A 24441-nucleotide genomic window follows, 5' to 3' on the forward strand; every position below is an offset into this window, starting at 1 on the left:
TGTCGGCCGTAGAAGTCGGTCTCGCCATTGCCCGGAAGCAGAGGTCGCCGGCGAAGCGGAGCGATCGTCGTTGCCCAACATCTCGAGCACAGAATATCCGGCACTAAAGTGGACGGTTATGGCGAACCAGCAGCAGAGCGATGCCCAACGCCGGAAGCGTCGCCGTCGCGACGACGAGGAAGACGAATTGCAGGCCGGCCGACGCAGCGACCAAGCCGAGCGCAGGGCTGCCGAAGCCGAGCGCCACGTCGAGGAAGACGGTGTAGAGTCCCATGGCCAGGCCGCGGCTGCGTTGGGGAAGACGGCTTACGGCCTCGGCACCGAAACCGGGATAGACCAGCGAGTAGCCGAGGCCCGTCAGGCCCGCACCGACGGCGGCGAGAACGGGCCCGGGCGCAAGCCAGATCAGCATCAGCCCTGCCGCCTCGACCGCCACGAAGATCACAGCGACGCGCGCGCCCCCTAACCTGTCAGGCAGGTGGCCGAAGCACAGCCTTGCCGCGATCAGCGACGCGGCATAAGCGGTGAAGGGAAGCCAGACCGGCTGCCAGCCGCGTTCGGCAAAGAGCAGCGCGCCAAAGGACAGGATCGCGCCATAGCCAAGGCTGCTGAAAGCAGCTCCGATGCCAGGAAGCCAGACCGCTTGCGCCACGCTCGTCCATGATTGTCGCGCGGCACTCGCGGCGAGGCTGGTGCCACGCATCGGCAGGATGGCAAGCAGCGTCGCAAGCGGCAGGCCGACCGTCGCGAATGCGATCGCGGCGAAGCCGCTCGCCGCGTAAAGCGCAGATCCGATCGGCGCGCCTAGCGCTAACGCCGCGAACATCGCCGTGCCCACCCAGGCTATGACCTTTCCGGAGTTCTGTCCGCCCGCAAGGGAAAGGCCCCAGGCGACGCCGCCGGTGATGATGAAGCTCTCAGACGCGCCCAGTACCGCCCGGCCGGCGAAGAGCGCCGATGCGGACGCTACCGGCCGGTCGAGCAATGCCAGCGAGCCGAGGTAAATGAATCCCGCCAGGGCAGCTGCAATGAGGCCGACGATGACGGCCTGCTTGCCGCCGCGCCCATCGGCATAATTTCCGGCTCCAATGCGCGACAGCATCGAGGCGACGAACTGGCTGCCCGTCACCAGCCCGACTGCGAAGGGACCGAAGCCGAGCTGCTGGTGAAGATGTAGCGGCAGGACGGGTAGCGCCAAGCCGATCAGGAGAAAGCCGGCGAAGACAGCCGCCATGACTGGCACCAGTTCCGCTATCGCGCCATTTCGGTCTGAAGTCCGCGCCATTTGTGGCCACCGATAACACTTTGACAGCCGGCTGTTCCGATCAGTAACGTTCGTAGGTCACGCGCCAGCCCTCGGCCGGATTGTCCGGCGTGAGGACCAATTTGTTGTCCGAGACTTCGAATTTGCGTTTCATGCTCTTCCCGACAAGGTTGCGGACCAGGGAGGACTCGATCGTGATGACGAAGGTCTTGTCCTGGTCGTTGATGGTGATCGGCCCGTAATAGGCTTCGTAGCCATTCGCCGTGTAAGGCGTGTCAGGCGCCTTGGCGTCGGGGTTCTGGGCCTGCACCGAGAGAGTGCCGGCCTCGGTGAAGATGACCTGGCCGGAATATGGCACGGGCTTGAGGTTTCCATCGGCGCCGGCCTCGAGCGACCTCATGCGCCATGCGCCGATGATCGGGGACTCTTGGGAGAAAGCCGGCGTGGCGACCGAAAGCGCAAGCGCCAGGGCGGCTATCTTCAATCTCATCGTCATATGCGTGTTCCTTTTCTGAGTTGTGGGTGCGCACAGGCCGTCCGCCCAATCTTCGCTCACACCGAAAGCATGACCTTGATGGCGCGCCGCTCGTCCATGGCGCGGTAGCCTTCAGCGACCTCGGCCAACGGCAGCTTGAGGTCGAAGACCTTGCCGGGCTTGATCGCGCCCTTGAGCACACGATCCATAAGGTCGGGCAGGAAGCGGCGCACCGGCGCCGGGCCGCCCAACATGCGCTTCTGGCCGAAGAATAGTTTTTGGCCGTCGAAATTCACGCCGTGCGGCACGCCGACATAGCCGATGGTGCCGCCGGGGCGGGAGCAGGCCAGCGCCTGGTCGAAGGATTCTCCCGTGCCGACGCATTCCAGCACCGAGTCCGCGCCAACGCCCTTGGTGAGTTCCTTGATGCGCGCGACGCCTTCCTCGCCTCGCTCGGCCACAATATCAGTGGCGCCGAACTCGCGGGCGAGTTTTTGGCGGCTCTCGTGCCGGCTCATGGCGATGATACGCTCGGCGCCCATCTCCTTGGCCGCAAGCACGCCCATCAGGCCGACCGCCCCGTCGCCGACCACCACTACCGTCGATCCTTCTCGGACCTCGGCTGCGTCGGCCGCATACCAGCCGGTGCCGAGCACATCGGACACAGCCAGCAGGTCAGGGATGAGTTCGGCCGGCGGCACCTCGGCGGTGGCGACGAGTGTGCCATCCGCCAAAGGCACGCGGGCGTAAGGCGCCTGCGCGCCCGACATGAACTCGCGCTGCACACAGGACGACTGGAAGCCGAAGCGGCAATGCGGGCAGGTATTGTCGGAGAGGCAGAACGAGCCGACGACGAACTGGCCGGGACGGACCGTGCGCACCTCTGCGCCGACCTCGACGACGATGCCACAATATTCGTGGCCCATATGCATTGGGCCGTCGACCGGCTGCAGCCCGCGATAGGGCCACAGGTCCGAGCCGCAGATGCAGCTTGCCGACAGCTTGATGATGGCGTCCGTCGGCCGCATGATTTTCGGATCGGCGATTTCCTCGCAGCGGATGTCGCCTGGTTTGTGAAGAACGGTTGCGAGCATTTTGGTTCCTTTTCGAGTGGAGAAGATCAAGCGCCGTAGTCGGCGTCGCTGACATGTTCCAGCCAGTCCACGACCTTGCCGTCCTTGACCTCCTGGACGGCAATGTGGGTCATGGCGGTCTGAGGCGCCGCGCCGTGCCAGTGCTTTTCGCCGGGCGCGAACCAGACGACGTCTCCCGGACGGATTTCCTCGACCGGGCCACCCTGGCGCTGCACGCGGCCAAGGCCGGAGACGACGATCAGCGTCTGGCCGAGCGGATGCGTGTGCCAGGCGGTGCGGGCGCCGGGCTCGAAGGTCACCTGTGCCCCTTGGACCCGCCCGGCATCGAAGGGATTGAAGAGTGGATCGATCCGCACCGTTCCGGTGAACCAGTCAGTCGGCCCCTTGGCGGAAGGCCTTGTGCCTGCGCGAAGAATTTCCATGGTGATCTCCTTTGTGTCCTCAAGTGCGTTCGATGCGAAGCGGGAACTCGCCGCGAATGTGCAGGGCAGGCTCGCCCTCATCGAAGCGGCCGAGCCTGATCAGCCCGGGATGGCGATAGTCGGCGTAGAACATGGCCAGGTTGCCCCAGGGCATGAAATAGCAGAGGTCGTAGGGCTGCTCGTTGGCGAACGGACCACTTCCCTTCTCCGTCAGCTTGCGCGGCAGATAGGCGATCTTCTCGTTATGCGCGTAGTCCTCGATCTTGAGATCAAGCGGCAGCATGGAAAAGAAGTCGCGCGCCGACGGATTGTCGTAGAGCGTGGCGGTCATGGTGCGGCCGTTGAAAACCATCCTGATCTTCATGTCGGTTGACTCCTGGCTGACTGGGGCTTCGCCTTCTTGGCTGGCGGCTGCGCGAGGCAGGGCCGCCATAGCCAGCGCGGCGCCGAGCAATGTCCGTCGGTTAAGCGGTGCACGCTCGATGGTCATGGCAAGGACCTCCGGGCCAAATGCGATGCGGCAAGGGCGGCGAGCGCCGATCCACAGAGCAGCATCGCGCCGAAAGTGAATGCACCCCACCAGCCGACCGTATCGAAGAGCGTGCCGCCGATGGCGGCGCCGCCGGTGATGGCGAGCTGGATGACGGCTACCTGCAACCCGCCGCCTGCTTCCGCGTCGTCCGGCAACGTGCGGCTGAGCCACGTGCCCCAGCCAACAGGCGCGGCCGTGCCGAAGAAACCCCAGGCAACGAGCAGCGGCGCTGTAGGAATCGGCATCGCACCGAAGGCGATGAGCGCTACGGCCAGCGCGGCCATGACCAGCGGTATGACGATGAGGACGCTGAACAGGCGCGTGCGCAAAAGCCGGCCTATGCAGAGGGTGCCGAGCACCCCGGCCAGCCCCATCGCCAGCAGGATCGCCGAAAGCGCGGCGATGTCGAGCCGGGTGACGCTCTCGAGGAAGGGCCGAAGATAGGTAAAGAGCGCGAACTGGCCCATGAACAGCATCATGATCGACGCCATGCCGATGGCGACAGGAAGACGGCCGAGCAGCGCCAGCGGATTGCCTGGACGCTTCCTCTGGCGCGGGGGCAGCACCGGCAGGCTTATCCACTGCCAGGCCAGCGCCAGGAGCCCAAATGGCACGACGAGGAAAAAAGCGCCGCGCCAGCCGACATAGGCGCCAAGAAAACTGCCCAGCGGCGCGGCGATGGTGGCCGCAATGGCATTGCCGGCGTTTAGCATGGCGAGACCCTTCGGAACCATGTCTTGCGGCACGAGGCGCATGACGATCGCGGTCGACATCGACCAGAACCCGCCGATCGCGATGCCGAGCAGCGCCCGACCGACCATGAGAAACGCGTAGTTCGGCGCGAAGGTGACAGCCAGCCCGGACACGATGAGGAGAAGGGTGAAGCCGGTCACGACCAGCCGCCGGTCGATCCGGCGCGTGAGGCCGGCGACCAACAGGCTGGTCACGAGGGCGAAAGCGCCCGAAATCGAGATCGCCTGTCCCGTGCGGCCCTCGGTGATGCCGAGATCGGCCGCTAGCGGCGACAGCAGGCTGACCGGCATGAATTCCGACGCGATGAGCACGAAAACACACAGCGCCATCGACAACACGGCGCCCCATGCGGCGCGGTCTTCGACAAGCCTCGTGTCGTACGTCGTTTCCATAATTGGCATCCTTGCTGGGCGACCGGGCGGATCAGCCGCCAATCCCCGTCGCGATGCCACAAGATATTGCAGAGGAACCCATTCTATTAGACTAAGTAATTCGCATGGACTTATCTGTTCATGATATAAATGTCCGACGAGAGGTGCCTAGTGCAGCGCGATGGCATGAAGGATCTGCTATGGTTCGTGGCGGTCGCGCGGGAGCGCAGCTTCACCAAGGCGGCGGCCAAGCTCGGAACCTCGCAGTCGACCCTGAGTTCGACAATCAAGGAGCTTGAAGCTCGTCTCGGCGTCCGCCTGCTGACACGTACGACGCGGAGCGTCGCGCCGACCGAGGCCGGCGAGCGACTTTTCCAATCTCTTGTTCCCCGCTTCGAGGAAATCGAAGCCGACCTTGCAAGCCTGGTGGCCTTTCGCGACAAGCCCTCCGGAACGGTCCGTATCACGCTGTCCGACCATGCGCTCCAGACGACCGTCTGGCCGAAGCTGAAGCCGTTGCTCAGCAACTATCCTGACGTGCGCGTCGAGCTCTACAGCGACAACGGCATGAAGAACATTGTCGAGGAGCGCTTCGACGCAGGCGTGCGGCTTGGTGAGAGCATCGACAGGGATATGATCGCAGTGCGCATCGGGCCGGATTGGAGGCTCGTGGCCGTGGCTTCGCCGGAGTACTTTTCCCGCCATCCGGTTCCGAGTGCACCCCAGGATCTGGTCGATCATGACTGCATTAATATGCGGCAGGCGACGTTCGGCGGATTATATGCCTGGGAATTCGCCAGGGATGGCCGCGACCTTCGTGTGCGGGTGGAAGGCCAACTCACCTTCAATTCGTCCATTCCCATGATCGAGGCTGCGATAAGCGGCTTTGGGATCGCCTATGTCCCGGAAAACCTCGTCAGCCACCACATCGCCAAGGGATGCCTTAGGCTCGTGCTTGACGACTGGAGTCCGCCATTTGCGGGCTATCACCTCTACTATCCGAGCAGGCGACAGCTCTCGCCTGCGATGGCGATGATCGTTGAGGCGCTTCGTCATCGCATCTGACCTCAAGACTGTGCCTATGGATCATGAAGCTGACATTGGTAAATGGTAGGAGGCGATCGATTGCGCTCATAAATAGATCTGCGACAATGGCAGTGCTGGACGCGACGGTCAGCTGTCGAAGGCCAGTGAGCTGGATAGCTCCTCATGGGCGTCGACCTGTTGCTGCAGCAGAGCGAGTTTCTGCCTGACCATGCCAAGAGCATCGGCGCCGGCGATAAACCGACGGGGCAGCTCCGGCTTGTCGACCAGAGTTATCAGCGCCTGCGCGAGTTTTGCCGGGTCGCCAACTTGCTGGCCGTTCGCGGCTTTCCAGCCCGTTATCTGCTGGGCGCGACGTTCGCTGTAGTCGCTAACGGATGACGGAGCATATTGAGTGGATTCGTCCGTCAGCAGCTCCGTGCGGAAAAACCCGGGGTTCACGATCATCGTTTCAATGCCGAACGGCGCCACCTCGGCTTGCAGTGACTCGATCCAGCCGTCCACGCCGAATTTCGCCGCAGCGTATGCAGAACAGAACTCGAAGCCGACTAGGCCTGCCGTCGATGAGATTGCAATGACCTTGCCAGAACCCTGCGCGCGCATCACCGGCAGGACTGCACGGGTGACATTCATCGCGCCGGTCAGGGTGGACGCGAGCTGAAGTTCGATATGGGCCGGAGTCAGGTCCTCGAAATAGCCCGCATAGAAGCCCGCGGCATTGTTGACGAGCACGTCGAGCCGACCAAAGCGGTCGAGGGTTGCCTTCACCGCAGCGTCGGCGTCGGCCGGCTTGGTCACGTCCAACGTCGCGACCAAAAGATTGTCCGACTGGCCGATCGCCTTGGCGACCCGATCGGGGTTACGACCGGTCGCAACGACCTTATCGCCGATGGCTAACACCGCCTTGGCAAAGTCGAGGCCCATGCCTCGTCCAGCGCCGGTAATCATCCATACTCTATTCACAGCCGTATCCTTCCTGGCCAGTATCTTTTCAGTTTATGCAGCGTTGGCTTTTGGCACGTCCGTCTCAGCGGTGATGTTGAACCACCCGGTGGCGGACTGAATCACACCCCATAGCTTCGCTGGAATATCGATGCCCGCAACGCTCGACGGCCGGATTTCGGTCTCGATCAGATCCTCGCGGCCGCTCTTTGCCAGCTGGACCCACTCCGGGTTCATCACCAGTCCCTGCCCAACCGCGACGAGCGTGAGGCCTCTGTGCAGGGCGAGTTCCGCCTGAACAGGCGTCCTGACCTGGCCCGCGGCAACGACCGGGACCCGACAGCTGGCTCGGTGAGTGATCAGGCCAGCGATGGTGTCGCCCTCGGGCGCCTCTATAGGCTTTGCCTCGAGAACGCTCGTCAGAGATGCATGGAGGTAGTCCACACCTTCATCGATAAGACGTTCAATCAGCTCGTACGTGTCGGCAATACGCAAGCCACCTGCCTCGGGTTCCTCGGGTGACACCCGGTAGCCCACGAGGAAGGGGCGGTTCGCGTGTGCCGCGACCACTCGCTTTGCTTCACGCACCACGGCGATTGGGAAACGCATTCGATTTTCGAGCGTGTCGCCCCATTCATCGCCACGCTGATTGTAGAGAGGCGAGAAGAAGTTCTGGATGAGAAATCCGTGAGCACCATGCAGTTCGATGCCATCGAAGCCTGCCTTGATGGCCCGTCGTGTCGCCTCGCCAAAGGCGGTAATGATCGCGAGGATTTCGTCATTCGTCAGTGCACGTGTCCTCACACCGCCCGGATTGAAGGGACCGGGCGGGACTTCAAGCGCACTGGCGCTGACGACCTCGCCGCCGGGTATAAGTGCCGGCACGGCCTTATTCCCGGCGTGGAAGATTTGCAGGACGGCCAGGGCCCCGCCGCTTTTGGCCGCTGACGCCAGCCTGGAGAGGCTTGGGGTGAAACGGTCGTCGTAGGAGGCGAATTCGCCCGCAAAGCCGATGCCGTCGGGCAACACGTGGGTGCAGCCGGTGAGCACAAGTCCGACGCCAGTCGCCCGACGCCGGTAGTAGGTGATCTCCGCATCAGAGACCGTTCCGTCGTCGTTGGCCGACCACGTGGTCATCGGCGCCATGACAATCCGGTTGTCGAGGTTTAACCCGTTCGGAAATTGGAAGGGCTGGAAGATTTGTTGTGAGGTGTCCACAGCGTTTCCTTTCGACGCGCGTTATCTCCGGGGTGAAATAGCGAATAGGACTCGATACGATTAGCCGCTATAATCTGCATGAAGTTAGAAATGGGATTGATAAATGAGGCGCGGAGATTTCAGCGAGCTGGCCGTCTTCATCGCCGTAGCGGAGGCAGGCAGCTTCACACGCGCCGCAGCAAAGCTCGGCCTATCGCAGTCGGCGCTCAGTTACGCTGTCAGGACGCTGGAACAGCGCCTGGGAGTCCGGCTGATCTCACGCACCACACGCAGCCTGTCCGTGACCGTAGCTGGAGAGCGCTTGCTGCGAAGCCTGCGACCGGCCTTCGATCACATCGAAAGCGAGATCGCCGCCGTCAGCGCCCTGCGCGACAAGCCCACTGGCCTAATTCGCCTGACGACATTCCGGTATGCTGCCAAATCGGTACTGTGGCCCGTCCTCGCCAAACTCCTCCTGGAGTATCCGGATATCGAAGTGGAATTGAGCCTGGACGAGGGGCTGGTCGACATCGTTGCAAACAAATTCGACGCCGGAATCCGGATCGGCGAGCAGGTCCAGAAGGATATGGTGGCAATAAGGGTCGGCCCGGACCTGCGCATGGCGGTGGTCGGATCACCGTCGTATTTTGCAAACCGAACCGTTCCAAAGACACCGCGCGAACTTGGGGAACACAGAGGCATCAGCTACCGCCAGAAGACCGGCGGCGGGCTCTTTGCCTGGGAGTTCGAAAAAGGCGGTGAGGAACTTGAAGTCAGGATGAATGGCCCACTCGTCATCAACGACGGTGAAATGCTTGAGGATGCGGCTCTTGACGGGCTCGGTTTAGCATACACGTTTGAAAGCCAGGTTGCTCCGTTCATCGCGGACGGACGCCTTATCCGGGTACTGGAAGACTGGTGCCAACCCTTCTCAGGCTATCATCTCTATTACCCCAGCCGACGCCAGCACACGGCAGCCTTCGCTCTACTTGTCGAGGCACTCCGTTTCAAGGCGTGACAGGGGAAAAACGCGCTCAAACACGCCGCTCTAACTTGGCATAGCCCTGAGTTATCCTTCTCTCATATGCACAAGTCTGCAATGCGCCCAATATCGGCCGTTAAAGTTAGATGTGCCACCGCCTTACAGCGGACATTACCGGCGACCGCGCCCTGAGGGCGCAGTTGCGCCATTTGCTACCCTTCATGGCGCTTCTCCAGACCTGCCGTTCGCGGTGCGCCTGATGCGACTCAATGGTGCCATTCCCGGGGATTGCGGCGGGGCCACCCTTCCCGCCGCTATCGGTCTATCTGCTGCCAGCAACCGGGCTGGAACGGAAGAATGCCTATTTTGCGGGATCGTCGTTCCAGATGTCGCGATAAATCTGCCAGTTGCCGTTCTGTGCTTTCTTCCAGATCACTATTGCCTTGCCGGAGGCGTCTACGGGTTTGGAGTCTTTGCCGGGCACCTTGTACGTAAAACTGCTTAATTCAAACGCCAAATCTCCGCGCTCTTCCACTTCAACCGTGTTGAGCTTGAGATCGGAAACGCCATAGTCAATTATGCCCTGCCAAAACTTCTGAATGTTCTCCCGCCGATCTACTCGCATCCCATTCGGCGGCAACGCGACCGCGTCCTCAGCGTAGCTCGACGCTATGCCCGCGGCATTCTTGCTGTTCATCGATTTCATGAACTCGGCATTGCTGGCTTCAATGGCGTCTTTGGCCGACTGGGCATTGGCTGGTCCGAGACATAGCGCGGTGATGGCGACGACCAGCATGCAATCCTTCAATGTCATTTTATCCTCCCTTGCTGTGTTCTAATTGCCCCCACCGAGGTTATTTTAGCGTACTGCGGCGGCCGCGTGCCCGACAGGGCGCATTGAGGCATGCCGGTTCATCAAATATGATACTGTCGATCCTTGTCGGATGACGCGCTCGTGAAGAGCGCCGGCTGAATTGCGGGCTTTGGGACCGGGTTGCTGATCAACGGCCTGATTGTCCCGACGCCTTAGCTGAGCGGGGTGGTCCGACCGGTCTCTCAGTTTCCAATTCGAATCGCGGGACCAAGACCCGACCCGCGGCCGGCACTCGTCCTGGAGGACCTGAACGGCTTTAGTGCCGCGTCTCGTTCTTCTGAATGGTCTGTCGCTCGGTGGTCGACAGATCTGCTCCGCGACGGTCATCTCATCGAAGTCGGCAGGCACGCGGACGCCCACAACCTGACCCTCGGACCGAACGACTGGTCTCGGTCTTCGATGGGTCAAATTCCCTCGCTCGTATGCCCACTTGGAATGTCGGTCCCACGCGATCGCGAGCCCGAAGCCATCCGCCGGTTCCGGTGAACGTCGGCTATCGGGGCGGCGAAATGGGCTGATGAAGGTCGGCTTCGGGTCAGATCGCGTCGATGCATGGGGGCGCGTGAACGTCCGCTTCTCACATTCCAAGCCGCAAGTCCGCTTCCGGCGCCACTGCAGCACTTTCCACTTTGAGGCGAAATAATTCTCAACTATGGTCCGCCAGGCTTAAGGCATGGGGGATTGCCGATGGTTTTATCACGCAGGGGTGTCGTGCTCGGCGGCCTGGCGCTGGTCGCGGTCGGTGCAAACGGCAATATTGTTCAAGCCGCGGCGGCAAAATCCTTTTTCGCCGGCACCGCCAGCGACAACAATTTTGTCTATCGCAAGACCAACTTCGCCAAGATCGACAAGAGATGGCATCGCCAGATCGTTAAGTATTTCAGCAGCGAGCCGGTCGGCACCGTCGTGGTCGATACCCGCCACCACTTCCTCTACCTCATCATGGAAAACAAGACCGCCATCCGCTACGGCGTCGGCGTAGGCAAGGACGGCTTCAAATGGTACGGTCGCGCGACGATCGACCGCCGTGCGCTGTGGCCGCAATGGGTCCCGCCCCCCGAAATGCGCAAGCGCAAGCCGGACCTACCGCCCATGGTCGCAGGCGGCGCGTCCAACAATCCGCTCGGGCCGCGCGCGCTCTATCTGTACCGCGACGGCGCCGACATCGGCTACCGCCTGCATGGCACGCTGGAGCCATGGAGCATCGGCACCGACGCTTCCAGCGGCTGCATCCGCATGTTCCCGGAAGACATCATCGACCTCTACCAGCGGTGCCCGATCGGCACCGCGGTGGAGGTGCTGCCGCACATCGCCGACCAGGCGCCCGCTTCCACCACTGTCGAATGATTGGCGCATCATGAACCGCATGATTGAAAACACGCGCCGGCTGCTCGCCGCCGGCCTGCTGGTTCTGGCCGCATCCTGCTCGACCAGCAACACGCTGGCCCCGTCCACGCCCGACGTCACCAACGCCGAGATTGCCGGCTTCCAGAACGTGCAGCCGGGCAGCGAGGAGGATTTTATCCTCAATGTTGGCCGCCGCACCTATTTCACGCAAGGTTCGGCCGCGCTCGATTCTGTCGCCAAGGCCACCCTCGATACCCAGATCGCCTGGTTAGCAAAACATCCGCGCTGGCTGCTCAAGCTGCAGGGTTTCGCCGACGATCCCGGCGCAGGCGAAACGGCGCTGTCGCAGCAGCGCGCCGATGCGGTGATGGACTACCTAGCCGCCGGCGGCATAGACCGCAACCGCATGTGGGCCAAGGGCTACGGCAAGGACAGGCTCGTCCGCGACTGCCCCGACGCCGCCTGCAGGTCGCAGAACCGCCGCGTTGTGTCTAATTTGCGCGATGAGAGGGGCGGGTCGTAGGGGGCTGCTGTTTTGCTTGTCACCAAATCAGAGTCTCACACGGGACAACGGCATGGCTGCTTTGCGCCTCAAAGCGAATCTTCCGCCATCGGACAATGCGAGGTTCGACCGGCGCAGCCTACCGTCCAGGGGCTCCTCCGATCGTGACGCAAGGAATCTGTGCGCAAGCTGTCCGCTGCTGGAGCGCAGCGGCTTTTCGCACGAGCGGCTTTCGAATGTCCGTTTCCACACTTTGCGATATTCACTTGCAAGCGTCGCTTGCTGGAACTGCGTTGGTCAGTCGAAGGCCAATGGTATTTTTAATGGGAGGCTAATATACATAGACGCCCGAAGGAGCAGCGCCTGCCAGATACCTGAGGAATGCCATGCGGAGGTTCATCTTCACGGCAATGTGTATCGCTGCGGCAACGGCCGCTAGCGCCCACGATTGGTACGAAGACAAGATTGACCCGCAGATGAAATTCAAGTGTTGTGGCGGGTCTGATTGCCGCGCCATACCTCGCTCTTCGGTGCGGTTAAGGGTCGACGGTGGTTACATTTACTTGCCGCATAATTTCATCATCCCACGGGACCGTGTACAGGAATCCCCGGACGACCAATACCATATCTGCGAGAATGCCTACGCCGTAACCAATCAGCTGTACTTGCGTTGTTTTTTCGCACCTCGTGCCAAGATCTCTCTGCTTCTCCCACGTTGAGTTACATGCTGCGCGTCGCTGTAAGCTGCTCCCCTGGCCGCCGAGCCCAACGGACCTGAATGCGGCGGTGCGGCCGCTTTGCTTGGCAAGATAGAGTGCCGCATCCGCCTGACGCTGTTAACCGCGGCCAGGTTGGAGTCGATAGCCGAACGGCTGCTTTTCATCCTTTAGATCCAAGCGAGGACCGTCCGTTGGCGGCCCCAAAGGCGACATCAAACATCTGCTCGGCAAATGTCCGCTATTGGCGAATGTCTCGAAGATCGGTCCTGGGGCGCCGATTATGGTTCTCAGTCGAGCTTCAGCGCCGCAACTTCGCCCTCGTTCATCAGCGGCACATAGAGGACTGACTTGCCGTCGGTGCCGATGTCGGCGCTGCCCGGCTTGAAATGCGCCACCGCTTCCGGCGCGCCGCCGACATGATAGCGATAGAGCGTGCCGGTCATGTAGGCGGTGGCGTAGATGGTATCGCCGATGGCAATGACGCCGTCGAGGTCGGCGAATTTCTGCGCGCCCGGCAAGGGCGAAACCGCCTTTGTGGCGATATCGACCGACAGCAGACCGCCCGGCTCCGCCGTGCTGAAATCGGGCTTGATGCCCTTGCCCCAGGAGGCGACGATCAGCCTGATACCATCGGCGAAGATGCCGTTGGGCGAAGCCAGCATCGCGTCCGTGACGAACAGCTCCGGCCGGTCGCCGTCGATGCGGTAGATCGTGTCGGCCAGCATGTCGGTGACATAGACGTTGCCTGATTGGTCCGATGTCATGTCGTTCAGGAAGACCGCGTTCGGCACCGCGATGCTGGCGACGAGCTTGCCGCTGGCGAGGTCGACGACGCGAACCTTGGTGATGTCGGCGACATAGAGCTTGCCGCCCGCTATCGCCATGCCCTTGGGTGCGTCTATACCATCGGTCCAGTGCCGGGTGACCATCTTGCCGTCAACGGACAGCACGCTGAGATAGCCGTTGCCGTCGGCGTCGCCGGGATTGCCGACGATGTTGGAGACGATGATGCGATTGTCAGCGGCGTCGAACAAGGCCGATTCCGGCTGTTCGAGGCCGGTGGCGCGCCAGAGTTCGCCGGCCTCGGCAGTAGGCACTGCGGCGATGCCCATGACGACGAGAAAGGCTGAGGTGACGAAGGTTTTCATGGCTGGTCTCCTGTGGTGACAACGGAGAGCTATGATTTTCGATACTTTCCCGAAAGCCATATTACCACTAGTATCGAAATTCGATACGAAATTCCCTGCAAGAGGTGCATTCCATGAACGGCCTGATCTTCGACGCGTTGAAGCGGACACTGAAGGCGAAGGGCGTCACCTATCGCGAGCTCGCCGAGCGCATGGGCGTTTCCGAGCCAACGGTGAAGCGCATCTTTCACGAGCGTAATTGCAAGCTCGACCGGCTGATGGAGATCTGCGCTGCCGCCGGCGTCGAGCTCGAAAACGTGCTCGGCTCGATGAACCGGGGACCGGGGCCGGTCAACCACATCGCGCCGGAGATCGAGCGCAAGCTCGCCGGCCGGCCGGCACTGCTGTTTATCTTCGTCATGCTGTCGGAGAAATTCACGCCCGAGGGCATCATGCGCTCGCAAGGCCTCAGCGAAGCCTCGATGTTTCTCTATCTGCGCGACCTGGAGGAGCTCGGTTTGATCGCGCTCGGACGGAGTCTGTCGGCAAGATTGCTGGTCGAGACGCCGATCCAATGGAATTTCGAAGGGCCACTGCGGCCGCTGTTCGAGATGACCAACAAGAACTTCATCGGCTGGGCCATCACCCATATCGAGAACGAAGCGACCTTCGTCAGCTTCTCGAGGCGGATGCGGCCGGAGACGGCGGAGATGGTGCGGCGCGAGGCGCAGGACCTCGCCGATCGCGCCAAACTGCTGGCCCATCACGACCAGCACACCACGCCGGAAGACGGGTTGGTCGGCTACAAATGGACGTTTGCCTTTGGTGCAACGCCATTTCCGGCAATCATGCCGATCGGGCCGCATCCGCGCGATGCCGGCGCGTTCGATCGGCCCGCCGCTCCCGCAAAGGGACGCCGCCCGTTACCGGCCTGACACGGCCAATCATCCCGAGCAGGATAGGGCGCGTTGGGATAGAACAGATCCGGCACCAACACGGATTGCCCCTCTGCAGCCAGGCATTCCGCCATTGCGCCCAGCGCCGGCCGCGGGCTGAACGCATCCATGTGGAGAATGACACCGGGCGCTGCGGTTTCTGGTGACCTGAACAGGGAAGCCTCCGCCTGTCCTGCTTCGGTTTTCACCATGATCTTTTGTCCGGACATTTTGCTCTTTGCAGCCGCGGTTCAGAAATGAAATCACATTCATGATAGAGTTCGCGCACTGATTTGCCAGGCTGTAGAGGTCGGGTTTGCCGAATGCGTGCCCCGTGAAATCGAAGTGATCCTATGCCGACCGCGCCAACACTTGAACTTCGCCGCTATTCGCGCCTGAAAAATTTGCGAGCGCGCGCAGAACGCCAGGGTGCTGCATTGCAGTTCTGGGCCCGTACGGCATCGCTCGCTGTGATCTCCTGCTTCCTTTCATTGATCAGCCACTGGGATGCTTCGCTGCTCTTCGTGCTGGCGGGCCTCGTGCTGTTCCAGCTCGTCGGCCTGATCCAGTTTCTCTTTGCGCGGCGTCGCACGGCGCGATGGTGGATCGGTTACCTCGTCGGTACGCTGGACATCATTCTGTTGACCGTTCTGCTGGTAACGCCCAACCCGTTTTCCCTGGAGGTCGCGCCGGCCGCGATGCAACTGCGCGAGGGCAGCTTCAAATTCCTGCTGATTTTCGTATGCCTTGGCGCGCTGACCCTTTCGACACGATTGGCGCTCTATCTCGGCGCGCTCGCGGCCTTGACATGGGCGATCGGGGTGGGATGGGTGATTTCTCATCCGGGAACCGTCATTCCGGCGACGAACCTCTATTCCCTGCCGATGACAGAGCGACTGAACCTCTATCTCAACCCCAATTTCGTCGATACATTTGCGCAGGCGACCAACGTCTTGGTTGTGCTGATTATCGGCGCGATCATGGCGCTGGTTGTCTATCGTTCCCGACATCTGTCGGAAGACTATGTTAAGGCAGAGCGCGCCCGCGCCAATCTCGCCCGGCATTTTTCGCCCAATGTCGTCGACCAGCTCGCCACCGATGACGAGCCCTTCGGCCCGGTCCGCCGGCAGGATATCGCGGTGCTGTTCGCCGACATCGTCGGCTTCACACACTATTCCGAGGATCATCCCGCCGAAGCAGTGTTCGAACTTCTGCGTCAGTTCCACCGTCGCATGGAACAGGTCGTTTTCGACCACCATGGCACCGTCGATAACTATATCGGCGATTGCATCATGGCGACATTCGGGGTTCCGCAAGCCAGCCATGACGACGCGAGTCGGGCCATCCAGTGTGCTGAAGCGATGGTCGCCGCTCTCGAAGACTGGAATGTACAGCGGGTGTCCAGAGGATACCCGCCGCTGGACGTTCGGATCGGTGCACAATATGGCGCAGTGGTCATCGGCGCGGTCGGCAGCGAGCGCAATCTGTCCTTCGCGGTGGTGGGCGACACCGTCAACGTCGCCAGCCGTTTGCAGTCGCTCTGCCGTGAGCTTCAGGCGAATATTTGCTTTGGGTCACGACTGATTGAGGCCGCGAAGGCGGAATCGCCCACGACACAGTTGAATGCGCGCGATCATGGACCGGTGAGCATCCGCGGCCGGGACGAACCGGTCCATGTCTGGGTCGAACACAGAGCCGAAAACCAGGATGCTATTGCGGTTTCGGCGTAATATAGGCCGCCATGTGAAACGCCTGCACCTCGGCTGGATAGCGGTAGGCCGCGCCATAGGGGCCATCATGTGTCTGAGGCGATTGCGCCAGCCTTTGCGGCTGCAGCATCTGTGCTTGCCTTGTCGTCCCAGACCATCTGCCGGTAGTCGAAACCATATTCCAGCGTCGGCTTGACGATCCGGAAATAGGGCGACAGGTCGAAATCGCGCGGCGTGTAGAGTGAGTGGTGGCGGATGTGCAGGATTTCCTTGCGCGAATAATTCGACTGCGCCGAAGCGCGGCCGGGCGCACGGGTGATCTCGGGCAGGATCGGATAGCGGATCTGGCCATAGGCCTCGGCGATCAGCGTCGAGCAGATCGCCCGTGTCGGATCGCCGGAGCCGAAGGCCAGCATGCGGCGGCGCCAGCGCACCGGCACCGGCGGCGTAGGCAGGAAGAACCGCAGCATGTCGAAAATGTTCTTGAGGTCGTATTTCAGGCCGAGTTTGCTGACCATGAAGGCGACGACCTTGTCACGGTCCTCCGGGGCCAGCCCGCTCGCCCGGCAGATGCGGGTGTTGTAGGTGCGATAGCGCGACAACGGCACGGCGATGCAGCCTTCTCCGATCGTCACCTCGATCAGCCGCCGCCGCTCCGTTCCGTCTTCCGGTTCGGCCAGCGCGTCGCCCACATAGAAGGCCGCATGCGACCAGGTCGACTGGGTCAGGTACTTGATCGCCGCCGAGATCTTCTGGTTGCCCTCGATCAGCAGGATGTCGCCGGGCTCAAGCGTGCGGCGCAGCGTCTCGGCATCGGACGGCGTATAGGGCTCGTAGCCGGAAGATTCTTCCTGCAGCCGGCCGGCAAGCCAGCGGCCAAGTCGATCCAGAAGCGTGTCGCCGGGCGCGGTCATGTCCTATGGCGATTAGCATAGGCGGGCGGCTGCGCGCCAGCCGCACGTCGGTCAGCCAGCCGCGGCACTCGCGTCTTCCGGCGGCGGAGCCAGATCGTCGCGCGCCTTGCGGGCCAGCTTTTTCGTCGAGCGTTTGGGGCTGTCGCCGAACAGTTCGGCCGCCTCGGCCAGACAGCTCTTTTTCAGCTGCTTCTCCGACCGCTTCAAAAGCTTGCCCAGAAGCTTCGTGTCCTCGGGCGGTCCGAGCGGGCGGTCATCGGCCTCGAGCAGGCCGCGCATCACCAGCACGTCGTGCAGGTCGCCCAGCCGCTCGCCCAGCTCGTCGACCGCCTTGCGCCGGGCCTTGATCGGCGTCGGCCACAGCCTGCCGAGCAGCGACAGATGCATGCCGTGGGTCTTGGCCGCCTTGCGCAGATCGTGGAAGTCATTGGCTTCGCCGCGCGATCCGGCCTTGTCCAGCGCCTTCCTGGCACGGCGCAAGGTGATGCGGGCGCCTTCGGCGAGCACGTCCGCGGCCTGTTCCGGCTGATCGGGCAAGGCAAGGCTTTCGATCCGCTTAAGGCCGTCCTCGCAAGCGGCTGCTGCGGCACCGATCGCCGCTTCGAGCCCGCTGCCTTCGTGCATTTCATGCTGGTGGGCAATCAGCCTATCGCGCACCACGCCCAACCGATCGTCGGCGCTCTCTTTGGGAAAGCTTGCCGCCAGCCGGTCGATGGTCTCGATCAACGCCGTCGCTTCGCGTGGGCCGGCAAGCAGAGCCGCCACGTTGCGGTAGCACTGGTTTTCGGTCTCGCAGAATGTTTCGTCACCGGAACGAACGAGACGCAGCAAGGCACGCGCGTTCTTCAGTCGCTTGCGGCATTTGTGCAGCGCCTGCTCCGGCCGGCTACGCGCGGCGTCAAGATGATGCAGCGCCTTGCCGATTTCCTCGGCAAGAATACGCCTGACCTCGCCGGTCAGCGGCAGGCGCGGATCGATGCGAAAGCTCATGCGGCGATCTCCGGTATCCCCCCGAGGGCGAGCGACGCGTTGTAGAATTTCTGCTCACCGGTGACTTCACGGCCGAGCCAGTCAGGCAGCATTTCGTCCGGCACGTCCTCCGGCGTCTCGAGTTCGGCGACCACAAGTCCCGCAAGCGACCCGCCAAAAACATCGACTTCATAGAGATAGCCGCGATGCCTAACATGGTGACGTGTCTTCTCGATGACACGTCCGATGGCGAAATCCAGCATCTCCACCGCCTCCGACAGCGGGATCGAATATTCGAATTCGTCGCGCTCGCGCGCCTTGCTGCCGAATTTCAGCGTCAGCTTGGCGGAAGTGCCATCGCTGATGCGCACGCGCACCGTGCGCCCGGGGCCGGCGGCGAGATAGAACTGCTGGATGCGGATATCCGCCTCGGCCAGTTCTAGCCATGCGGTGCTGGAGACCAGGAATTTGCGTTCGATTTCCTTGCCCATGGCCGCGCACTAAAGCGGTTGCCGCCGTCCATGGCAAGACAATGGCGTACACAAGTTGGCGCTCACGGGTTGACTTTAATCAATCGATTGATTAAATAACGCTCATGGCAAAGTCGCCCGACCCCCAAAGCCCTCGTCGCGAGCCGACCGAGATGACGCGTGCGGCTCTTGTGCGGGCGGCGCTGAAACTATTCGGCCGAAAGGGTTTTGACGGCACCTCGACGCGCGAGATTGCCGCGGAGGCGCACGCCAATATCGGTTCGATCGCCTATCATTTCGGCGGCAAGGAGGGTCTTCGCACCGCCGCCGCCGACTTTATCGTCGAAACCGTCCAGACGGTTGCCGGCCAGGCGCTCGGCAATATGCAGGCAACCGCGCGGGGCAGTCCCGAGGCGGCGCAGGCCCAACTCTTCGCGGCGCTGGAGCGGATGGTCGGCTTTGTCGTGGCAAGTCCGCAGGCCGGCGAGATCGTGCAGTTCCTGCTGCGCGAGCTTTCGCATCCGACGGCGGCCCTCGACCGCATCTATGACGGCGTCTTCGAGCCGACGCATCGCCGGATGTGCCAGCTCTGGGAACAGGCGACAGGCGAGCCGGCCGAAAGCGAGGCCACAAGGCTCACCGTGTTCACGCTGATCGGCCAGGTCATCTATTTCCGCATCGGCCGCGAGGCGGTGATGCGCCGCATGGGCTGGCACGACATCGGCGCCGCCGAGGCCGCCAAGGTGGTGGCGGCCACATCGGGCAATCTCAAGGCCATACTGGCTGCCAGGAAGAGGCAAGGATGAAGGGGCAAAGACCATGAGCTTTCTGTGTTCGCTGCCGCTCGCCGCGCAGCTCTTCTCGGCCTGTGCCCCGGCTGCCCCGCTGGCCGTCGGCTATGTCGAGGGCGACTATGTGCTGCTGGCGCCGATCGAGGTGGCGCAGGTCGAGACCGTCACCGTGAAACGCGGCGACCGTGTGGCGCCCGGCGCGACCGTGGTGACGCTGGAAAGTGCCGATATGAAGATCGCGGTGGCGCAGGCCGAGGCCGGGCTTGCCCAGGCGCAGGCGCAGTTGGCCGACCTGCAGATCGGCAAGCGGCCGGAAGAGATCGCGGTGCTGAAGGCCGAGCTCGACATGGCCAGTGCCCAGGCCGCCGATGCCAAGCGCAAATTCGACCGCGCCGCCGATCTGTTCAAGCGCGGCGCCGGCACGCAGGCCGATTTCGACACTGCGTCGGCGACGCTGGAGACGGCCAATGCGCAGGTCGGCCAGGCCAGTGCCAATCTCGCCGTCGGCGGCCTGCCGGCGCGGCCCGAAACAATCAAGGCCGCCGACAATCAGGTCAAGCAGGCGCAGGCGACCTTGGAGCAGGCGCAGTGGCGGCTGTCGAAGCGTGTGCTGGCAGCGCCCTCGCCAGGCCGCGTCAACGATGTCATCCGCAATCCGGGCGACACATCAGGTCCGACCGCGCCAGTCATTTCGATCCTGCCCGACGGCGCGGTGAAGCTTAGCGTCTACATACCGGAGAGCGCCTTCTCCTCGGTCAAGGTCGGCACCTTGCTCGGCGTCCATTGCGACGGCTGCGGCCCGGATGTGAAGGCGCGGGTCAGCTACGTCTCGCCCGATCCCGAATTCACCCCGCCGGTGATCTACTCCTTGGAGAACCGGCAGAAGCTGGTCTACCTCGTCGAGGCGCGGCCCGAGGGCGATGCCGGCCCGCTGCAGCCGGGCCAGATCGTCGATGTCGATCTGGCGGACAGCGCAAAATGAACGTCATCGACGTCCATGGCCTGGTCAAGCGTTTTGGCGACAAGACCGTCGTCGACCATGTGACGATGACGGTCGCCGAAGGCGAGATCGTCGGCTTTCTCGGGCCCAACGGTTCGGGCAAGACCACCACCATCCGCATCATGTGCGGCCTGCTGACGCCCGACGAAGGCGAAGGCACGGTGCTCGGCTTCAACATCCGCACCGACAGCCTGCGCATCAAACGCGAAGTCGGCTACATGACGCAGAAATTCTCGTTCTACGAGGATCTGACGATCGGCGAGAATCTCGAATTCGTGGCGCGGCTCTATAGGCTGAAGCCGGTCGAAGAGCATGTCGCCGGGACGCTTGAAGACCTCGGCCTCACCACGCGCCGCAACCAGCTCGCAGGCACCTTGTCGGGCGGCTGGAAGCAGCGTCTGGCGCTCGCCGCCTGCATCATGCACAAGCCGAAATTGCTGCTGCTCGACGAGCCGACGGCCGGCGTCGATCCGAAGGCGCGGCGCGAGTTCTGGGACGAAATCCATCGCCTCGCCAGCGGCGGGCTGACCGTGCTGGTCTCCACTCACTACATGGACGAGGCCGAGCGCTGCCACCGCATCAGCTATATCTCCTACGGCAAGATGCTGGCCACCGGCACCGTCGCCGAGGTTGTGGAGAACGCCGGGCTGACCACGTACGTTCTGCAGGGTCCGCGGCTCGACCAGGTGGCCGAAGCGCTTCAGGGCCGGCCCGGCGTCGACCAGGTGGCGCCGTTCGGCGCGACGCTGCATGTCGTCGGCTCCGACAAGAAGAAGCTGGAAGCAGCGCTCGCCGATGTCGAAAAGCAGCACAAGGGCGTGAAAGTTTCGCCTGGCGAAACCAGCCTTGAGGACGTCTTCATCCAGTTCATGTCCGGCTCGAAGGACAACATGGCATGAACAACGTCTTGTCCTTCGCCCGGCTTGGTGCGCTGCTGATCAAGGAATTCATCCAGATGCGGCGCGACCGCATCACCTTTGCCATGATGCTCGGCGTGCCGCTGATGCAGCTGGTGCTGTTCGGCTACGCCATCAACAACGACCCCAAAAGCCTGCCGGCCGCACTCGTGGCAACGAGCAGCGACCCCTACACGCGGGCCATGGTCTCGGCGCTGCAGACCACCGGCTATTATCGCTTCGACCATGTCGCACGAAGTGCCGAAGAGGCCGAGTTCCTGATGGCGCGCGGCGATGTCGCCTTCGTCGTTACCATCCCCGCCGATTTCGCCCGGCGTGTCGAACGCGGCGACAGCCCGCAGATCCTGATCGAGGCCGACGCCACCGATCCGGCCGTCGCCAGCGGCGCCATCTCGACGCTTGGCACCGTCGCCAGCCAGGCTCTGCTTCGGGCGCGCGGCATGCAGGAGGCGGCCGCCGAGGCAGCGCTTGGCCAACTCGAAGTGGTGGTGCACCGGCGCTACAATCCCGAAGGCATCTCGCAATACAACATCGTGCCCGGCCTGCTCGGCGTCATCCTGCAGATGACCATGGTGATGATGACCTCGATCGCACTGACGCGCGAGACCGAGCGTGGCACGATGGAGAACCTTCTGGCGATGCCGTCGAGCCCGCTCGAGATCATGCTGGGCAAGGTGCTGCCCTATCTGGCGGTCGGCGCCGTGCAGGTGGTGGTGGTGCTGGCGGCGGCGAAGCTTTTATTTGCTATCCCGTTCACCGGATCGATGTCGCTGCTCTTGACCGCCGTGCTGATCTTCGTGCTGGCGCTGGTGCTGCTCGGCTATACGATCTCGACCATCGCCCGCACGCAGATGCAGGCGCTGCAGCTCACCTTCTTCTTCTTCCTGCCGTCGATCATGCTGTCCGGCTTCATGTTTCCCTATCGGGGCATGCCAGGCTGGGCGCAGGTATTCGGCGAGATACTGCCGCTGACGCATTTCCTGCGCATCATTCGCGCGGTTATGCTGAAGGAAGCCGAACTGCCGGCGGTGGCCGGCGAGATTGGCTGGCTGGTGGTGTTCGTGGCTTTGTTTGCCGGCGTAGCATTGGTGCGGTTCAGGCGAACGCTGGATTAGACGCCGCCTTGAGCGTCAGGGCGCTTTTGCAGCGCAGAAGGTTTTTGGAAGCCGGCGGGACAGCACCCCCCTCTGGCCTGCCGGCCATCTCCCCCGCAAGGAGGGAGATTACGCACTCCAACCGCTTTCGCCAACCTCCAGCATTGCAGAGATAAGCGGCACCTCGAGGCTGCGATCCCCCCCCTTGCGGGGGAGATGCCCGGCAGGGCAGAGGGGGTGTGAAGGATCGCTGCAGCTATCATTCTGCGCCGGTGCAATTCGGCAGCCAGCTATGCCGCCATGATCTCGGCATACGTCCCGAAATCGACATTGCCGCCGGACAGCACCACGGCAACGCATTTGCCCGATAGCGCGATCTCGCCCGATGACAGTGCCGCCAGCGCCACGCAGCCGCCGGGCTCGACCACCAGCTTGAGATAGGCCATGGCGTCGCGCATCGCCTGCGCGGTTGCCTTGTCGGAGACGGCGATGGCACCAGTGAGGTTCCTGCGGTTGATCTCGAAGGTGATCAGGCCGGGCTCGGCGGTCAGGATCGCGTCGCAGATCGAGGCGTGGCCGGGCTCGTTCGAAACCCTGGCGCCCGCGGCCAGCGAACGGCGGGTGTCGTCGAAATACTCGGGCTCCACCGCCCAGACCGCGGTGTCGGGCGAGGCGTCCTTGACGGCAACGGAAATGCCGCTCGACAGGCCGCCACCGCCGCAGGGTACGACAACCGCGTCGAGGCTGACGCCAAGCGCTTTTGCCTGGCGCATCAATTCGAGGCCGATCGTGCCCTGGCCGGCAATGATGGCCGGGTCGTCGAAGGGCGGCACCAGCACCATGCCTTTTTCGAGGTAAGGGCGGATCACGGTCATGCGGTCGTCGCGAAAGCGATCGAACGGCACCACTTCCGCACCCATCTTGCGGACATTGGCGATCTTCATCGCCGGCGCGTCGGCCGGCATGGCGATGACCGCCTTGACGCCGAACATCGCCGCCGATGCCGCGACGCCTTGCGCATGGTTGCCCGACGAGAAGGCGACGACGCCCCGGCTGCGTTCCTCTTCGCTGAGCGACGACAGCTTGTTGTAGGCGCCGCGGAACTTGAACGAGCCGGTGCGCTGCAGCGTCTCCGGCTTGAACAGTATGCGGGCGCCGAAGCGCTTGTTCAGCTCCTGCGATTCGATCAAGGGAGTTTCGACGATCAGACCGGATAGACGCGCGGCGGCGGCGTGAATGTCGGCGATGCCGGGAGGGGTGGTCATGGCGGGTCCTGCAAAGATGTGGTCCGGCCATGGTGCACGGAAAGGCCCGCGCGATGCCAACGAAAAGATGTGATGGTTACAAAGTTTGGTCGATATAGGCCGGGCCACTGTCTCCAGCGCCTCGGCCGTCACACCCCCCTCTGCCCTGCCGGGCATCTCCCCCGCAAGGGGGGAGATTGGCAGCTCATGCGTTGCACCAGCTTTGAGACATTGGAGATTGGCGAAGGCCGAAGCGACATCCGATCTCCCCCCTTGCGGGGGAGATGGCCGGCAGGTCAGAGGGGGGTGCTGTCCCGCCGACATCTCGCAAATTCACCCCAACAGCGTCCTCTGCCTCTTGCTCCCACCCAGCTTGCGCCAGTTGTTGAACCGGTGGCTGGCGGCGGCGAATGAAATCTTCATCTGCTGGGCGACTGAATAACGCGACTTGCCTTCGTCGAACATGCGGTAGCAGCACTCGACGCCTTCCTCGGTCAGTTTCCCGTCCGGGGCCTTGTTGTGTGGGTTGGCGGGATCGAATTTCTCGACCTGCTGTTCGACCAGGCCTTTCAGGCGCTGCAGGTCGGCCTCGATGCTGGCGATGAGATCGAGAACGGGCTTGGGATCATAGGGGTGCGGAGGCTTTGTCGCCGTCATCTGCTGGCTCCTTGTTCTTGGCTTGGCTCAGTCATATAGGTGAACATTCACTGATAATGAAGGCCTTGCTTCGCGCGCGGGCTTCAACAATTCTTG

At 62.7% G+C, this 24441-nt stretch carries 25 protein-coding genes; 10 read left to right on the forward strand and 15 right to left on the reverse strand.

Annotation, left to right across the window (positions count from 1 at the left end; translation table 11 throughout):
• Positions 1 to 103: 103 nt before the first annotated feature.
• The 6 genes from NKI38_RS18390 to NKI38_RS18415 are packed head-to-tail and all read right to left on the reverse strand — an operon-like array spanning position 104 to position 4932.
• Positions 104 to 1285: an arabinose transporter gene (locus NKI38_RS18390; RefSeq protein WP_352659626.1), complete on the reverse strand. Its 1182-nt coding sequence runs from the start codon at positions 1283 to 1285 to the stop codon at positions 104 to 106.
• 40 nt (positions 1286 to 1325) lie between these two features.
• Complete coding sequence (locus NKI38_RS18395) at positions 1326 to 1760, reverse strand: lipocalin-like domain-containing protein (RefSeq protein WP_352659627.1); 435 nt, start codon at positions 1758 to 1760, stop codon at positions 1326 to 1328.
• A 56-nt stretch (positions 1761 to 1816) separates the two neighbouring features.
• Positions 1817 to 2833 (reverse strand): zinc-dependent alcohol dehydrogenase family protein, encoded by a 1017-nt coding sequence (locus NKI38_RS18400; RefSeq protein WP_352659628.1) that lies wholly within the window; start codon positions 2831 to 2833, stop codon positions 1817 to 1819.
• Between the two features lie 26 nt (positions 2834 to 2859).
• Positions 2860 to 3255 carry a (R)-mandelonitrile lyase gene (locus NKI38_RS18405; RefSeq protein WP_352659629.1) on the reverse strand — a complete coding sequence of 132 codons (396 nt, stop codon included), beginning with the start codon at positions 3253 to 3255 and terminating at the stop codon, positions 2860 to 2862.
• A 19-nt stretch (positions 3256 to 3274) separates the two neighbouring features.
• Entirely contained in the window at positions 3275 to 3745 is a 471-nt protein-coding gene (locus NKI38_RS18410; protein WP_352659630.1) for a cyclophilin-like fold protein, read from the reverse strand.
• Positions 3742 to 4932, reverse strand: coding sequence for an MFS transporter (locus tag NKI38_RS18415; protein ID WP_352659631.1), 1191 nt, complete (start codon positions 4930 to 4932; stop codon positions 3742 to 3744). The genes NKI38_RS18410 and NKI38_RS18415 overlap by 4 nt, the downstream gene beginning before the upstream one ends.
• Before the next feature lie 165 nt (positions 4933 to 5097).
• Between NKI38_RS18415 and NKI38_RS18420 the strand changes: the two genes are divergently transcribed.
• Positions 5098 to 5976, forward strand: a complete 879-nt coding sequence (locus NKI38_RS18420) for a LysR family transcriptional regulator (protein WP_502899330.1) — start codon at positions 5098 to 5100, stop codon at positions 5974 to 5976.
• Positions 5977 to 6084: 108 nt separating this feature from the next.
• Here the strand turns inward: NKI38_RS18420 and NKI38_RS18425 are convergent, their stop codons facing one another.
• A complete protein-coding gene (locus NKI38_RS18425) occupies positions 6085 to 6918 on the reverse strand; it encodes an SDR family oxidoreductase (protein ID WP_352605482.1) in 834 nt (277 codons plus the stop codon).
• A gap of 33 nt (positions 6919 to 6951) precedes the next feature.
• Positions 6952 to 8115 (reverse strand): NADH-dependent flavin oxidoreductase, encoded by a 1164-nt coding sequence (locus NKI38_RS18430; RefSeq protein WP_352659632.1) that lies wholly within the window; start codon positions 8113 to 8115, stop codon positions 6952 to 6954.
• A gap of 103 nt (positions 8116 to 8218) precedes the next feature.
• Here NKI38_RS18430 and NKI38_RS18435 point away from each other — a divergent pair, with 103 nt between their 5' ends.
• Positions 8219 to 9112, forward strand: coding sequence for a LysR family transcriptional regulator (locus NKI38_RS18435; protein ID WP_352659633.1), 894 nt, complete (start codon positions 8219 to 8221; stop codon positions 9110 to 9112).
• A gap of 325 nt (positions 9113 to 9437) precedes the next feature.
• On the opposite strand, the gene NKI38_RS18440 is transcribed toward NKI38_RS18435, so the two are convergent.
• Positions 9438 to 9890, reverse strand: a complete 453-nt coding sequence (locus NKI38_RS18440; RefSeq protein ID WP_352659634.1) for a YybH family protein — start codon at positions 9888 to 9890, stop codon at positions 9438 to 9440.
• Positions 9891 to 10637: 747 nt separating this feature from the next.
• Here NKI38_RS18440 and NKI38_RS18445 point away from each other — a divergent pair.
• Together NKI38_RS18445 and NKI38_RS18450 are read left to right on the forward strand one after the other, a co-directional pair.
• Entirely contained in the window at positions 10638 to 11297 is a 660-nt protein-coding gene (locus tag NKI38_RS18445; RefSeq protein WP_352659635.1) for a L,D-transpeptidase, read from the forward strand.
• Between the two features lie 10 nt (positions 11298 to 11307).
• Positions 11308 to 11820, forward strand: coding sequence for an OmpA family protein (locus tag NKI38_RS18450; protein ID WP_352659636.1), 513 nt, complete (start codon positions 11308 to 11310; stop codon positions 11818 to 11820).
• Between the two features lie 985 nt (positions 11821 to 12805).
• On the opposite strand, the gene NKI38_RS18455 is transcribed toward NKI38_RS18450, so the two are convergent.
• Positions 12806 to 13666 carry an SMP-30/gluconolactonase/LRE family protein gene (locus NKI38_RS18455; protein WP_352659637.1) on the reverse strand — a complete coding sequence of 287 codons (861 nt, stop codon included), beginning with the start codon at positions 13664 to 13666 and terminating at the stop codon, positions 12806 to 12808.
• Positions 13667 to 13779: 113 nt separating this feature from the next.
• Between NKI38_RS18455 and NKI38_RS18460 the strand changes: the two genes are divergently transcribed.
• Positions 13780 to 14580: a helix-turn-helix domain-containing protein gene (locus NKI38_RS18460; protein ID WP_352659638.1), complete on the forward strand. Its 801-nt coding sequence runs from the start codon at positions 13780 to 13782 to the stop codon at positions 14578 to 14580.
• Between the two features lie 353 nt (positions 14581 to 14933).
• Entirely contained in the window at positions 14934 to 16310 is a 1377-nt protein-coding gene (locus NKI38_RS18465) for an adenylate/guanylate cyclase domain-containing protein (protein ID WP_352659639.1), read from the forward strand.
• Between the two features lie 65 nt (positions 16311 to 16375).
• On the opposite strand, the gene NKI38_RS18470 is transcribed toward NKI38_RS18465, so the two are convergent.
• From NKI38_RS18470 to NKI38_RS18480, 3 genes are read right to left on the reverse strand one after another with little or no spacing between them, the layout of a single operon-like run.
• Complete coding sequence (locus tag NKI38_RS18470) at positions 16376 to 17203, reverse strand: YiiX/YebB-like N1pC/P60 family cysteine hydrolase (RefSeq protein ID WP_352659640.1); 828 nt, start codon at positions 17201 to 17203, stop codon at positions 16376 to 16378.
• A gap of 51 nt (positions 17204 to 17254) precedes the next feature.
• Entirely contained in the window at positions 17255 to 18193 is a 939-nt protein-coding gene (locus NKI38_RS18475) for a CHAD domain-containing protein (RefSeq protein ID WP_352659641.1), read from the reverse strand.
• Positions 18190 to 18663 (reverse strand): CYTH domain-containing protein, encoded by a 474-nt coding sequence (locus NKI38_RS18480; protein ID WP_352635504.1) that lies wholly within the window; start codon positions 18661 to 18663, stop codon positions 18190 to 18192. The genes NKI38_RS18475 and NKI38_RS18480 overlap by 4 nt, the downstream gene beginning before the upstream one ends.
• Before the next feature lie 104 nt (positions 18664 to 18767).
• Between NKI38_RS18480 and NKI38_RS18485 the strand changes: the two genes are divergently transcribed.
• From NKI38_RS18485 to NKI38_RS18500, 4 genes are read left to right on the forward strand one after another with little or no spacing between them, the layout of a single operon-like run.
• On the forward strand, positions 18768 to 19448 hold the full coding sequence (locus NKI38_RS18485) for a CerR family C-terminal domain-containing protein (RefSeq protein ID WP_352635506.1): 681 nt from the start codon (positions 18768 to 18770) through the stop codon (positions 19446 to 19448).
• Between the two features lie 13 nt (positions 19449 to 19461).
• A complete protein-coding gene (locus NKI38_RS18490) occupies positions 19462 to 20415 on the forward strand; it encodes an HlyD family secretion protein (protein WP_352635508.1) in 954 nt (317 codons plus the stop codon).
• Entirely contained in the window at positions 20412 to 21332 is a 921-nt protein-coding gene (locus NKI38_RS18495; protein WP_352659642.1) for an ABC transporter ATP-binding protein, read from the forward strand. Before NKI38_RS18490 ends, NKI38_RS18495 begins: the two co-directional genes overlap by 4 nt.
• Positions 21329 to 22465, forward strand: a complete 1137-nt coding sequence (locus tag NKI38_RS18500; RefSeq protein WP_352659643.1) for an ABC transporter permease — start codon at positions 21329 to 21331, stop codon at positions 22463 to 22465. The genes NKI38_RS18495 and NKI38_RS18500 overlap by 4 nt, the downstream gene beginning before the upstream one ends.
• Before the next feature lie 269 nt (positions 22466 to 22734).
• Here NKI38_RS18500 and NKI38_RS18505 read toward each other — a convergent pair whose 3' ends face one another.
• On the reverse strand, positions 22735 to 23709 hold the full coding sequence (locus tag NKI38_RS18505; protein WP_352659644.1) for a threonine/serine dehydratase family protein: 975 nt from the start codon (positions 23707 to 23709) through the stop codon (positions 22735 to 22737).
• A 312-nt stretch (positions 23710 to 24021) separates the two neighbouring features.
• Entirely contained in the window at positions 24022 to 24345 is a 324-nt protein-coding gene (locus NKI38_RS18510; protein WP_352635515.1) for a hypothetical protein, read from the reverse strand.
• Between the last annotated feature and the right edge of the window lie 96 nt (positions 24346 to 24441).

The organism is Mesorhizobium sp. M0621, from assembly GCF_040320745.1.
Classification (GTDB): domain Bacteria; phylum Pseudomonadota; class Alphaproteobacteria; order Rhizobiales; family Rhizobiaceae; genus Mesorhizobium.